Source organism: Bacillus sp. M5A3_1b, from assembly GCF_053345335.1.
Genome location: NZ_JBKEZY010000019.1, coordinates 1 through 14,459, shown reverse-complemented (window position 1 = coordinate 14,459; position 14,459 = coordinate 1). Strand labels below are relative to the sequence as shown.

Here is a 14,459-nt window from a genome sequence, read left to right as displayed (position 1 = left end):
TATTATAAATACTGTATGACATCCCTCGGAAATATCCTGAATTTTCTGGGTATACGTTGATTATTAAAAGGAAAGTATTTCAAAGATATTCAATTTCTTCAACTCACTTTTAGAGTAGATACCTCTTTTGTTACTACTTCAATCTAATCCATTTTTATTTTTAAATTTCTTTTACGAACGTTTGAAGTTTCATCAAATAACTCGATTAAATAGTCACTTGATTTTTACAATCCTGATTCACACTGGCACGGACAAGGAGCCGTAAGGATGAAAGAGAGGTAGGGCTTTCATTGTTTTAGGTAATATACTATCTAAGTCATTATTTCTAGAAGAAAAAACAATCAATCTCACCACTATCTTTAAGAGTGTCTTATATCTACTGAGACGGTGAATAGTAATTGTTTATCTTCTTTACGTAAAATTGATAAACGAACTGGTAACACCATATGGTCAACTACAAAAAAATTGGTTTCCAGACCAGGAAACCAATTTAAATTTTATTTACATACCAATAGTAAATTAAGCAGTAAGAAGGAGTACACACATGAAAAAAATGTTAACAAAAGAATTAAGTAATGAATTAAAGAAGCGAGAAGGGATCATCTCTATTACAGTTGAGTCTTATGAAAAAATCGAAGTTGGTGGAATTCGTGTAGATGGACCAGCTATTATTCTAATTAATCAAGAATAGGTAAAAATAGTTGCATACAAGGAGAAAAGGATCGGCCTTTAAGAGAAGGGGGATCCTTTTTGCTTGTTGCAGCTAATATGGGATATACATAACTTTTATCTGATTTGTTGGGATTAAAAGAAAGGAGAGGGTCGGGATTATCATGGTGGAGAGCTTAATATTGGTAGGATTTCTTTTTACGTTATATAAATTAGTTGATAAAAAACAAACTAACTATTTAAAACGATAGATTGTTTCCTTCTTAAGGGCTAGATTTATTTGAGAGTGAAATGGATTATTTAAAGGAGGAATTTAGATGGATGCAAGGAAAGAACGCATAAAATACGAGAAGATGTCAAAGAATTATGACCGTATTTATTTAGTTTCGTTTATCCTATTAATTATACTTGTTTGTAGTAGTGTGATTATCATAGGAGCTACAGGAGGAAAATATGGAGTGTTTTTATTGTTAGCAATTTTACTTAACGCACGTATTACGAAAGAATCTCAAAAAAAGTATGAGTACTATTCTAATAAAGGGCGTATTTAAAATGATACATATGCTGAAAGGAACAACCTAGATGTACATTCAAAATATCCCTATATAATCACCTATTAACTAGTAAAAGTAACTTTATATAAATAATTTTTTAGCAATTTAGGAATAGAAACCGTATCTTATTAAAATGTTATTTCCGTTCATATAATGAATTATCCTTCTAGCATATTTATAAGATTTATATCATATATTAGTAGAAAGAATGCAAGTTAGAAAGGAGTCTTATAGAATGAGTTATTCGAAAGGAAATGACTTGAGTGAACAACATATGGTAAGTGTGCCTAATCCCTATGTATATCAGACATTACAATCAATAATTGGTAAACATGTGGTTATTGAAACTGTAAGAGGAAATATAAGAGGTAAATTAAAGGATGTGAAACCTGATCATTTGCTCATTGAAGATACGGTACCATATATTGTACGCATTCAACAAATTGTATGGATTATGCCAAAACAATAATCAAATTACATGTAATTTGATTTATAACAGATTAGCGTCATAGAGCATCAAATAAAAACACAGGGTTTTATCTCTGTGTTTCTTCAAATTTTCGTTTTTGGATATATGCTTGAGCATGGATAATTTCTTTCTGAAGTTCTTTTAATTCTTTCGTAGATCCAGATTCAATCCTCATGTACGTAGTAACTAGACTAATCATCATATCCATCTTCTCTACTATATTTTGAATGACCTGTTCAGATTGCTCTTTTTTAGGGTGTTGTATTGCTATTAAAGCATTCTCTATATAATTGTTCTTTCGTTGCTGGATATCATAAATAAACTGTTTTGTGTTTGAGTTCATTTGTTATTCCTCCGTTTTGGATATACTTCTATTCTATCATATTTGAGTGGAAAATATTAGATTACCCTAAATTCACACCTGTCTCGTACATCTCCTCAAATATACAACCTAATCTCTTAACGTACAGGGGTCCTGCCCCATCGCTATCAAGCTAAGAAAATACAACTCCCCCCACAATGACCTTTTTAGAAATCTATGCAACAGAGCCTTTATGGTAAGAGTATCTTGTTGGGAATGATCAAAAAATCTATATTGTAATATAAAAAATCACTATGATATGAAAGGATACTTTACAACAATCCCAATAAATTCTTCTCAATAATTGAAAATAAAATCAATCCAGATTATTATATTGTTATTGTAAATTTATTTTATTGAGGGAGGATACATAGATGAGAAGCTCAAAAGGCTCTATTGAATCAGAGATAAGCAAAGCAATTACTCACTGGGAAAAGGACTACTTAGGACGCGGGTCTATATCAGTTAAGACAGATATATTACGGGATATGATTATCGTAAATTTACAAGGTATTTTAACGCCGGCTGAATATACTGTTTGCGAAACAAAAGACGGTATGTTAACGATAAAGAAAAATCGTTCGGAGTTAGTTGAATCTGGAATTGAAGATCTTAAAGAGATTATATTAGAATTAACTGGAGAGAAAGTGAAAAGCTTTCATACGGATATAAGCTCCCGTACAGGCGAACGAGTAATGATTTTTAAATTGCTTCATAATCTTGAGGAAAAATTTTAAAAATAAAAAACAACTTAAGGTTAGTGGAAGATAAACTAAAAATGTAGTGGGCGGATTAAGAAGCCTACAAGTTTTGCACTTTATTTAACTTTATTAACATGCGAATAATTAAAAAACTTGAAGTTATTTAGATATAATAAATCGTAATTCAAATAACTCTTAAAAAACTGATAAAGAAATTGACAAACTGCTTAATATGGTTTATCTTATAATTGTTTTAAAAAATTGATAGATGCTCATTTTAACAGTTTGCTATAATTAAGGCTTTAGCATTTTTTTAATATGTAATATTGACTAAATGAAAAAGTTTCTTAATGAAAAGATAGCGTATAACATAAATTGATATATTGATTGCATAATCTAGGAGATCAGAAATATACTTTTCTTTTTAACAGGAGTAATACATACATTATTATCCTCTATAAAATGGGAGCTCTTCAAAAAACTTTATTGAAGTTAGTTGAAGGGAAACCGACAATCTCCATAATTCAATGATGATATAAAATCATTGAATTATGGAAGTTGTCGGTTTTTTTTATGGGAAAAAACGATGTACTAAAAAGAGTGAATGAAAATTGAAATTAAAAAACTATCGTAATTAAAAGGAATTTTTACAGTTTATTTTCGTTTGAAAGGGAGTATTATACATGTTAATTTCGCTGAGTTCATCGACACTGTTAACATTATTTTTTATGGCGCTTAGCGCTTCTTGGCTAAGTGGATTATTGTTTTTACATGCAAGGATACCTTTACGTTTTGTTCATATCCATATCGGTATCGCTGCTTTGCCTTCATTGGTTTCTTTACTCGCACTTGTTAATCACAATGGAGATAGAGTTGTGGGTCCTTGGCATCTAGATACTTTAGCTTGGTTCATGGCTTTCTTTGTTCTTACAATTGGTCTAATCATTCAGCGTTTTTCTATACGTTACTTACTGGGAGATCGCTCATATCGAAAATACTTTGCACTTTTTACATGTACTACAGGTGTATCTTCAGTTGCATGGTTAAGTGATGATCTTCGTTTCATGATTATTTGTTGGGGAGCAACTCTTATAGGATTGGTTCTACTCATAGGGCTAAATAAAGGGTGGAAAGTAGTTAGTGAAGCAACAAAAATTTCTAGTTATTTATTTACAATAAGCTGGATTGCCTTGCTAGCAGCTATCATTTGGCTTTTTCAAGTCACTGGACAGTGGCAGTTAACATCAGTTTTAACGAATGAAAATGTAGCTCAATTTGGAACATTGGAGAAAACAGGAATTAACTTATTCATTATATTAGCTGTGATGATTCCAGCAGCACAATGGCCTTTTCAAAGATGGTTAATTGAGTCAGTTGTTGCTCCAACGCCTGTTTCTGCTGTTATGCATGCGGGGTTAGTAAATGCTGGCGGTATCATGTTAACTAGATTTTCACCTCTTTTTCATGATGATATGGCACAAATCATTTTACTAATTTTCTCTAGTATTTCTGTCTTAATCGGAACAGGAATTAGCCTAGTTCAAGTTGATTATAAACGTCAGCTAGTGGGGTCAACTATTGCACAAATGGGGTTTATGCTTATTCAATGCGCATTAGGAGCCTATTTGGCGGCTGTTATTCATTTGATTTTACATGGTTTGTTTAAAGCTACACTGTTTTTACAAGCTGGTTCTTCAATGCAACGTTTTGGGGCAGTGAAGCAGTCTAATGAAAAGATATCTAATTTATGGATTATGGTCGGACGTGTTTTCGGATTATGTATAGCGATTGCTTTTTGGTTTACGACTTCTGGAGAAGGGTATGAATTAGTTAGTGCGTTCATCTTAGGGTGGTCATTATACTTTTCATGGAAACAACTTGTTGTTTTTGGAGAGGGAAGAATGGGACGAATTGTTGGCGTATTTATTTTAGTTGGATTTTCTCTCATTTACTTTACCGTTCATAATTCTCTTTATAAATGGTTGCATACTGACATGTATCAAAATGTTCAACCTTCAGCTTCAGCCGTTATTTTTGTTATATGTCTCTTATTATTTGGTAGTGCTATTAGTACTCTCGTTACTCGTAATCAATCCTCTACTATATTTGCTGTAATGTATCTTTGGTTCGTTCGAGTAGGTGAGGCGAGACAAAAGTCAGTAGAAAGTCATCCAAGCTATCTTAAACATTATGTATCAAAGGGAGGTAATCAGTGATGAGCATATCGTCAATCGTAACGAAAGAAACTTTAAAAAAGAAAGAGACAAACATTGAAGTACAAGAAAAGAATATGAATGATTTAGTTGAATCTGCTAGCCGAGTGATTGCACCACTTTGGCCGATTGCTACATTTGCAGCTCATCACCCTTGGATGGGACTTGAAAAGCAATCATTTGAACAAGTTGCAGATTGGTTAAAAGAAACTCGTAATGTGGATATATATCCTAGTGCTACTATGATTCATTCGGCAAAGGCGAAAGGGGAGATTAAGGAATCATTTTTACAAAGTGGCTTGTCTCGTTGGCTTGATTCACAACCTTTTCATATCCCGCGAAAGAAAGCGGAGCAGTTTTGTCAAGCAGCTTTAAAATTAGAGGAATTACCTTCTAGTTTATTATCATCGCCAGAATTAAATAAACTGGCAGAGGAATTAAGTTATATAAATACAGGAAGTATGAAAGGCTCTTCTATGCAACCTGTAAGTTCACTTATAGAGAATCAAAAGGGTGAAAACCTATCTGATATTCTTAATTATCATATTATTAAATGGTGTAAATTATATTTGGATGACTCCGGGTCAAGTTGGACGATGCCAAATCGAGAGAAAGGTTTGTATCGTGCATGGCATCACCTTATTAAATTTGATCCAGCGCTCAGTAAAAATGAGCGTAGCGTTTTAAAAGATTGGCCAGAGGATGCCGAGGTAGCTTTAACAAGAGCTTTATCTGAATTAGGAATTTCTGAATCTAACATGCAAGCTTACCTTGAAGGTCACTTGCTTGCTTTGCTTGGGTGGGCAGGAATGATATTATGGCGTTCCCGACAGTCAACTCAGGAGCAGGAACTCGTTATAGAATATTTAGCCGTTCGAATTTCTATGGAGCTGGCCCTTGTAAAACCTTATTTACCTATAAAAAATCAAAAGGCTGAGAAAAAAGTTGCGATTGTCCCACTTATAGCTTCTTGGATCTACTGGGGGAATATTTCAACCCTGGAATGGTCACAAATGTCTGCAGGTGAACAAAGCGAATTATTAGCATTTGCTTATCGTTTTGATGAAAATATTCGCAGGAAAATTTGGCTAGAAGCTTGGGAACAGACGCATGCAGAGCAATTAAGGGAGAAGATTGCTTCTAAACAACGTGCAACTAATGATAAAAAGCGTGTATTAGCTCAATTAGCATTTTGTATTGATGTACGTTCAGAACCGTTTCGTCGCCACCTTGAAAAATTAGGTCCGTTTGAAACGTTTGGAATAGCTGGTTTCTTTGGGTTACCAATTGCGACTAGTGAACTAGGTAGTAATGACAGTCATCCTTCTTTGCCAGTTATATTAAAACCGAAACATCTAATAAAAGAGCTCACGGATGAAAATGAATGCAAATCTTATCAACAACGCAAGAAGATAGACAGCTCATTAAGTTATACGTTTAAAACGATGAAACAAAATGTACTGACAAGTATGTTACTACCTGAGGTAAGTGGCCCTTTACTTGGTTTACAAATGGTGACAAGGAGTTTTGTGCCAAGAAGAGTAGGGAGTTTCATTCGTAATCTTCATAAAACTATGTTACAAAAACCCGATACAACATTTTCGCTTAATCATGTTCATGATACAAAATGTGAGATACCTATCGGTTTTACTAAAGAAGAAAAAGTGAACTATGTGCGTCAAGCTTTAAAAATGGTGGGATTGACAGAAAAATTCGCGCCTTTAGTTGTAATGTGCGGGCACAGTAGTCAAAGTACGAACAACCCTTATGCTGCAGCGCTTGAATGTGGTGCTTGTGGCGGAGCAGCAGGAGGATTTAATGCAAGAGTTTTTGCTACTTTATGTAATCTTCCAGAAGTAAGAGAGGCGTTGTCTGCCGAAGGTATTAAAATTCCGGAGGATACCATTTTTGCAGCAGCTGAACATAAAACAACCGTGGATGAATTGGAATGGATTTATGTCCCAGAACTTTCGGAAACTGCGCAAGAAGCATTTGATTGTATTGAGTCAATTATGCCAAATGTCAGTCAAGATGCAAATAGAGAGCGTTTAACACAATTACCTAATTTTAAAACGAAAATAAAAAATCCGAGTAAAGAGGCACATCGATTTGCAGAAGATTGGAGTGAAATACGTCCGGAATGGGGATTAGCCCGTAATGCATCTTTTATTATCGGACAACGAGAATTAACTCAGGATTGTGACTTAGAAGGTAGGGCTTTCCTTCATAATTATGATTGGAAACAGGATGAAAGTGGCGATATATTAGCTAGCATCATTGCAGGGCCAGGAACAGTAGCGCAGTGGATAAATTTACAATATTACGCTTCAACTGTAGCTCCACATTATTATGGTAGTGGAAACAAAACAACCCAAACCGTAACGGCAGGTCTCGGTGTTATGCAAGGGAATGCAAGTGACTTGTTGCCAGGCTTACCTTGGCAATCTGTTATGCAGTCAGATAGTGAGGCGTATCACTCACCACTTCGTTTACTAATTGTAATTCAAGCGCCTATTGAAAATATAGAACGTTTACTAAATAATGATTTCACATTTCGAGAAAAAGTTCAAAATGGATGGGTAAGACTTGCAAGTGTGGATCCAGAGGGACGGTGGGAAAACTGGTAACAATCATGTAATGAATTATTGTTACTAGCTTAAAAGTTTCATAAATACAATCATGAAGAAGGAGTGCTATATATGAATGCAAAGAATAAAAAGGTTTTATTGTTAACAGACATTGAACACGGAATAGAGCCGATTATCCAACAAGTAACTAACATTCAACAAGAAAACGTGTTGACTATACACAGCTATGATTCTGTAATTGTACATCCTTATGGAGATATAATGAGATCTGTTATTATTGCTATTTATGAAGAAAAAGTTGAAGAAATTATTGTTGTCGGAATAGAGGATAAAGAAACTGATATAGTTAATCTACAAATTCAACGTGATTCCATAAAAAATAACAGAGAAATAGACTATCTCTTTAAAAATTGCATGCCTGAATTTTCAAGTGGTAGCCTGAATGCATGGCTAAGTGGACAAGAAAATGTTAGTGAAAATATTGAGAAGAGTATAGATATGATTCGTCATCATCCATTAGTGCCTTCTGATATTAAAGTTCATGGTTTCATGATTGATAGAACAGGTGAAAAAGAAATGGTTGTTAAAATTGCTACTAATAAAGTAGTGAAACAAATGCATTCTTATGTGTAAGTTATCGATAGATAAGCAACTTTTATTTGGACTTGTGTCCTTTACAAAGAGCAAAAGAAATCTTCTATAAATGGGGATCTTTTGCTCTTTTTGTTTGAATTTTTAATGTGTTTTATAGGAGATATCTAATATGTACATAATAAAAATATATAACCTTTTGCATGAAATTCTAAGGACGGATTAGCAGGCGGAAAATAAAAATTTATGTTGTGATGTATTTCAAGATTATTATTAAAAAGAATGGAGATTCTTTAATTATGAGAATAAAACAGTTAAAACCTAAAATGATATGGAAAAAAAGAATGTTACTAACTATTTGTATTGTTTTCGGATTGATTATTGCCGGAGTTGTTTTTTGGAATGTTTCACCTATTCCAAAAGCGTTTCTTATAAAAAAAGCATTTGAAGGTGGAATGTTTGTTCAATCTAACAATTATAAAAACGCTCTAAAAGAGACACGAATTGTTAAAGATATTAATTATAATTCTAAATTTCCTGATGGTACATTAGACATTATTTATCCCAAAAATCTTACGGAAAAAACATCTGTTATTTTTTGGGTACACGGGGGTGGATTTGTAGGTGGAGATAAATCAGACATTACTGGTTATGCAGTAGAATTAGCTGCTCGTGGTTATACAGTGATAAATATAAATTATGCTCTTGCTCCTAAAAGAAAGTATCCTACACCAGTACTACAACTTGGTGAGGCTTACGAATATATAAAAGAAAATGCAAAGAAATATAATGTAAAACTAGATGACTTGTATTTTGCAGGAGATTCTGCTGGAGCGCAAATATCTGGACAATTCGTTACTATTCAAACATCTCCAGATTATGCGAAATTAACCGGAATTGACGCTATTGTTGCTCCTTCTACAATTAAAGGTATATTGCTATTTTGCGGCCCGTATAATATGCCTGCATTAGCTAAAATGGAAACATCCAAAGAAGTGCAAGACTTTATGCGTACTACTGGCTGGGCTTACTTTGGGAAAAAGAAGTTTGAAACATTACCTGAAATGGAAATCGCCTCTATTTATAAACACGTTACAAAAGATTACCCACCAACGTTCATCACAGATGGAAATACTGCATCATTTGAAGATCAAGGTAAAGCATTAGCTTCTACTTTACAAAATAAAGGAGTACCTGTAGATACACTTTTCTTTGATAAAAATATCTCTGACGAGTTAGCGCATGAATTTCAATTTAAAATGAACACTCCAGCAGGTGAAGAAGCTTTTAACCAAGTTCTTAAATTTCTAAATGAAAATAAATAATATATATACTATTAACTTTTTATAAGCTTAGTTTAATACCAAATATGAATGGACAAACATATTGTACTAATAATTTAATGGTAGCAATGATAATTTTAATAAGAAGTATATAGTAAGAATGATATGGAGATACAGATGGGGATATAACTATTTTATTTAGGACGGTGCACTTTAAATGGATTTACAGACAGGGAAATTATATTGGAACACAACTTTTTCTAATACACCTTCTTATCCTCAATTGGAAGAAGATATAAAATGTGACGTACTAATAATAGGAGCAGGAAGTTCAGGTGCTCAATCAGCATACTATTTGAGTGAATCAGATTTAAATATTGTTGTCGTTGATAAAAGAAAGGTAGGACACGGGAGTAACCTTACAAATACAGCACTTATTCAATATTTAGGTGACAAGATGTTTTTTGAGCTTGTAAATACATTTGGAGAAGAGTATGCAGTTAAGCATATGAAATTATGTGAACAAGCTATTAATGATATTGAAAATGCTGATCAAAACTTACCTTATTGCTCTGACTTTAAACGACGTGACAGTTTATATTATGCAAGTTATGAAGAGGATATAAAGAAATTAGAAAAGGAACTGTATTATTTACATAAGCATGATTTTAAAGCGGTTTGGTTATCAGAAAAACAAATTGGACAGAGGTATCCATTTAAAAAACGTGCAGCTATTTATACGTATAATGATGGTGAAATAAATCCTTATAAATTTACACATAGTTTATTAGAACAAGCCTCTAATAAAGGAGTTCACATTTATGAAGATACAGAGATTGTTGGCAAAAAGTTAGAGAAAGAATGTGCTATCTTTTATACAAAAGGGGGCAATTCTATTACTGCCAACAAAGTAATTGTGGCTGCAGGATATGAAGGTTTGGAATTTAAAAAGGAAAAGAACGCTACACTAATTAGCTCATATGCAATTGTGACTAATCCTGTGGAAGATTTATCTTCTTGGTATAAACGTACTCTCATATGGGAAACTGCGAGACCATATATTTATATGAGAACTACTGCAGATAATAGGGTTATTATAGGTGGGTTAGATGAAGATACAAACATTGCTCAAGAAAGAGATTCAAAATTAATTCATAAAAAAGAGAAATTAGTGAATGAATTTAATAAGCTCTTTCCAAATATAACAGTTGAGCCTGAATTTTATTTAAGTGCTTTTTATGGTGGTACTCATGATGGTTTACCTATAATTGGAATGTATGAAGAGTTTCCAAATTGTCACTTTATCTATGCGTATGGAGATAATGGATTAGTATATAGTATGGTACTTTCTAAAATTGTTCGAGATGTAATTATTAGCGGTTCAAGTCCGGATTTGAATTTATATTTACAAACTAGACCAAAACTAAATGAGTAAGCTGCATGTATGCAAAATCAAGGTAGTATAAAAAAGTGATCGTTCTAACGGTTTTAATTATTTTATATAGGAAGCAATTCTACAATTGTAATCTCTCCAATATATTTTGGAGGGATTTATTTTTTATGGATTTATTGAAAAATAGTCTAATTAGACTATGATGAGTATATAGTTTAATTAGACCATTTATTTTGTTCAGTGTGAAAAAGGGAGGAAAGAGGTATGGTTGCAAAAGAGACCAATCTACGCTTAGTAATAGCTGGGTTAATGCTAGGCATTTTAATGGCTGCAATGGATAATACAATTGTTGCCACTTCAATTGGTACAATTGTCTCAGATTTGGGGGGATTGGATAAATTCGTCTGGGTTACTTCTGCTTATATGGTTGCAGTTATGGCTGGTATGCCTATTTTTGGGAAATTATCTGATATGTATGGTAGAAAGAGGTTCTATATTTTTGGTTTATTAATCTTCTTAATTGGTTCTGCATTATGTGGTACTGCGCAAAGTATTGTTCAGCTAAGTATTTATCGTGCAATTCAAGGTATAGGTGGGGGTGCACTTATGCCAATCGCTTTTACCATTGTGTTTGATCTTTTTCCTATTGAAAAGAGAGGGAAAATGACTGGACTATTAGGGGCCGTATTTGGTTCTTCAAGTGTATTAGGACCTTTATTAGGCGCGTATATAACAGAAAATATTAGTTGGCATTGGATTTTTTATGTCAACATTCCAATTGGTCTAATGTCATTATTTTTTATTGTAAAAGCTTATAAAGAAAATAATCCACCTACTAAGCAAAATATTGATTGGTGGGGGGCAATAACGCTCGTAATAGCAGTCATTAGTTTAATGTTTGCTTTAGAATTAGGAGGAAAAGAATTTAAGTGGGATTCGATACAAATCATAGGGTTATTTGCATCGTTTATTGTATTTTTTGTTGGCTTCCTATTGATAGAAAGAAAAGTGAAAGATCCGATAATATCATTTTGGATGTTTAAGCGTAAGGAGTTCGCAGTATCTCAAGTTATTACATTTTTCTATGGAGCAACATTTGTTATTTTAACAGTATTTATTCCTATTTTTGTTCAGGCTGTATATGGTGGAACAGCAACTAATGCTGGATTAATTTTAACACCAATGATGTTAGGTTCTGTGGTCGGTAGTGCCATTGGTGGAATATTTCAAACGAAAATTAGTTACCGCAATTTAATGTTATTATCTGTAATATCCTTTGGGATAGGTATGTATTTATTAGGAACGATGGATCCGCAAACAAGCCGTGTATTTTTAACGACATACATGATTATAACGGGATTTGGAGTTGGATTTTCGTTCTCTTTACTTCCCACAGTTTCTATTCATAATATGGAACCGAGATTCCGTGGTTCAGCTACTTCAACAAACTCATTCTTTCGTTCACTAGGTATGACAATTGGAGTAACGATTTTTGGATCCATTCAAAATAGTACCTTTACAGCTAACTTAAAGGAGGCTTTTAAGGGAATAGAACACGGTTCCAGCATGTTAAATAATCTAGGTGATCCGAGTGCAATATTTCGCTCAGATGTAAGGACTAGTATTCCTACTTTTATTCTTGAAAAAATTATAGCTGCTATGTCATCTTCAATTACTACTATATTTCTACTAGCTTTAATTCCCATTATCGTTTCGTTTATGGCGATATTATTTATGGGGAACGTTAAAGCTGGTACAAAGGATAATAAAGTGAATTTGAAGTCATAAATTTTATAAAACAAAAAGATTCTTAGCTTATTTTTAGCTTATACTATTGGTATAGGTTATTAAGGAGTGGAGAGTTATGAATACAAAGCTTTTTATGCTGGGCCTTCTTATGGAGAAAAATAGGCATCCGTATGAAGTCCAGCAACTTTTAAAAAGTAGTGAAATGAAATATTATATAAAAATTACTAAAGGCTCTTTATATTATACATTTGAGCAACTTGAAAAGAAGGGCTTTATAGAAGTTGTTGATATTATTCGTAATGAACAACGTCCTGAACGGACTATTTACGGTATTACTAAAAGTGGTAAACAAGAATTTGAGCAATTATTATTAGAGCAAATGACAAAGAAAGAGGATATGCATCGTCCTATATATGAAGCGTTACTTTTTGCTCAATATGGGGAGGAACAGTTAATTCTAGAACAGTTAAAAACTAAAATTTCTCAACTAACGTTATATCTTACTACCCTTCAAAAAGTATATGAGGAGAAATGTGGAAAAGAGAGTCTAGCTAAGTTATATATATTATCTAGTGTCATTTTACATTTAAGAACAGAGTTAAAGGTTTTACAGAGTTTATATACTAACATAAAAAATGAAAAGATAGGTAATATAGGAAATGATGTACTTAGAGAGATAGAAAATCAATGTTTATAATGAAGAAGATTATAAAATAAAAAGGATGATTCTTATAATCATTTAAAAAAAGAAGTACTGGTTCTCATAATGAAAGAATTGTGCTTTAAGAATGAGAAAGGATAGCCATGCAAAATAAAATTATTGTGATGTTTCAAAAAGATTTTCGTTTATATGATAACCCGGCTCTATTTGAAGCTGCTCAGTCCGGTGAGGTTGTTCCGGTATATGTACAAGATGAAACTTTTTCAATAGGTAGTGCATCAAAGTGGTGGTTACATCATGCTATAATTGATGTCCAAAAGCAACTTGAGGCATTGGGCTCTACTTTAATAATCCGCAAAGGAAATACGCAGGAAGAAATACTTTCTCTCATAGAGCAATTAAATATAACGGCTGTATATTGGAATATTTGTTATGATCCGGACAGATTACAATCTAATCAAAAAATGAAAATAATGTTAGAAGGTAAAGGTATTATCTGTAAGGAATTTAATTCACATGTATTATTAGAACCATGGATTATTAAAAAGAAAGATAACACTGAATATAAGGTGTTTACGCCTTTTTACAATGCATTTCAAAAGCAGATAATACCTAAGCCTATTAGTAAAGTGCAGCGTATAATAGGAGGAAACTCTTTACCAGCGAGCTTATCTGTTTCAGAACTACATTTGCTGCCGACTATACCGTGGACATCTCATATTGAATCAATATGGGATCCTACAGAAGAAGGGGCATACAAAACATGTAAGAGATTTTTCTCTAGCAAATTAGCCTCTTATAGTGAAGGAAGAGATTTTCCAAATGAAAATGCTCATTCGATGTTGGCGCCATATCTTTCATTTGGCCAAATATCAGTGAGGTGGATGTATCATTACTTAATAAATAAAAGTATCGAAAGACAATCTAGTCTCTTTGAAAAACAAGTTAATAGCTTTATACGTCAATTAATTTGGCGAGAGTTTTCTTATTATTTACTATATCATTATCCATTTACAGTATATAAACCTCTTAATAAGAGCTTTGAACATTTTCCATGGAATAATGAAGAGGAATTATTAAGGGTATGGCAGAAAGGTGAAACTGGTTATCCGTTTATTGATGCGGGGATGCGGGAACTATGGCAAACAGGTTTTATGCATAATCGGGCAAGAATGGCTGTAGCCTCTTTTCTTGTAAAGCATTTGTTAATTCCGTGGCAAGAAGGAG

Annotated in this window: 13 protein-coding genes; 12 read left to right on the top strand and 1 reads right to left on the bottom strand. The window is 33.1% G+C overall.

All coding sequences use genetic code 11. The features are described from left to right. Window positions 1-544: 544 nt before the first annotated feature. From ACLBWW_RS27860 to ACLBWW_RS27850, 3 genes are all read left to right on the top strand, one after another. Window positions 545-691, top strand: coding sequence for a BC1881 family protein (locus tag ACLBWW_RS27860; RefSeq protein ID WP_000738548.1), 147 nt, complete (start codon window positions 545-547; stop codon window positions 689-691). Between the two features lie 295 nt (window positions 692-986). Further along, window positions 987-1,220 carry a hypothetical protein gene (locus ACLBWW_RS27855; RefSeq protein WP_098048388.1) on the top strand — a complete coding sequence of 78 codons (234 nt, stop codon included), beginning with the start codon at window positions 987-989 and terminating at the stop codon, window positions 1,218-1,220. Window positions 1,221-1,458: 238 nt separating this feature from the next. Then, window positions 1,459-1,692 carry a YuzF family protein gene (locus ACLBWW_RS27850; RefSeq protein ID WP_098048389.1) on the top strand — a complete coding sequence of 78 codons (234 nt, stop codon included), beginning with the start codon at window positions 1,459-1,461 and terminating at the stop codon, window positions 1,690-1,692. Between the two features lie 67 nt (window positions 1,693-1,759). Here the strand turns inward: ACLBWW_RS27850 and ACLBWW_RS27845 are convergent, their stop codons facing one another. Further along, on the bottom strand, window positions 1,760-2,035 hold the full coding sequence (locus ACLBWW_RS27845) for a hypothetical protein (protein WP_001087713.1): 276 nt from the start codon (window positions 2,033-2,035) through the stop codon (window positions 1,760-1,762). 392 nt (window positions 2,036-2,427) lie between these two features. On the opposite strand from ACLBWW_RS27845, the gene ACLBWW_RS27840 reads away from it, so the two are divergent. The 9 genes from ACLBWW_RS27840 to ACLBWW_RS27800 all read left to right on the top strand — a co-directional run. Further along, window positions 2,428-2,790: a DUF2294 domain-containing protein gene (locus ACLBWW_RS27840; RefSeq protein WP_098222080.1), complete on the top strand. Its 363-nt coding sequence runs from the start codon at window positions 2,428-2,430 to the stop codon at window positions 2,788-2,790. Between the two features lie 647 nt (window positions 2,791-3,437). Further along, window positions 3,438-4,970, top strand: coding sequence for an NADH dehydrogenase subunit 5 (locus ACLBWW_RS27835; RefSeq protein ID WP_048543712.1), 1,533 nt, complete (start codon window positions 3,438-3,440; stop codon window positions 4,968-4,970). Beyond that, complete coding sequence (locus ACLBWW_RS27830; RefSeq protein ID WP_447614381.1) at window positions 4,970-7,594, top strand: DUF2309 domain-containing protein; 2,625 nt, start codon at window positions 4,970-4,972, stop codon at window positions 7,592-7,594. The genes ACLBWW_RS27835 and ACLBWW_RS27830 overlap by 1 nt, the downstream gene beginning before the upstream one ends. A gap of 72 nt (window positions 7,595-7,666) precedes the next feature. Beyond that, entirely contained in the window at window positions 7,667-8,188 is a 522-nt protein-coding gene (locus ACLBWW_RS27825) for a carbonic anhydrase (protein WP_431124092.1), read from the top strand. A gap of 257 nt (window positions 8,189-8,445) precedes the next feature. Beyond that, window positions 8,446-9,471, top strand: a complete 1,026-nt coding sequence (locus ACLBWW_RS27820; protein ID WP_048543717.1) for an alpha/beta hydrolase — start codon at window positions 8,446-8,448, stop codon at window positions 9,469-9,471. A gap of 175 nt (window positions 9,472-9,646) precedes the next feature. Then, a complete protein-coding gene (locus ACLBWW_RS27815; RefSeq protein WP_048543719.1) occupies window positions 9,647-10,864 on the top strand; it encodes an NAD(P)/FAD-dependent oxidoreductase in 1,218 nt (405 codons plus the stop codon). A gap of 222 nt (window positions 10,865-11,086) precedes the next feature. Continuing rightward, window positions 11,087-12,610: an MDR family MFS transporter gene (locus tag ACLBWW_RS27810; RefSeq protein WP_048543720.1), complete on the top strand. Its 1,524-nt coding sequence runs from the start codon at window positions 11,087-11,089 to the stop codon at window positions 12,608-12,610. A 76-nt stretch (window positions 12,611-12,686) separates the two neighbouring features. Next, window positions 12,687-13,268: a PadR family transcriptional regulator gene (locus tag ACLBWW_RS27805; RefSeq protein WP_048543721.1), complete on the top strand. Its 582-nt coding sequence runs from the start codon at window positions 12,687-12,689 to the stop codon at window positions 13,266-13,268. 107 nt (window positions 13,269-13,375) lie between these two features. Next, window positions 13,376-14,459: cryptochrome/photolyase family protein (locus tag ACLBWW_RS27800; RefSeq protein WP_447614380.1), on the top strand; the 1,084-nt coding region annotated here is incomplete at its 3' end.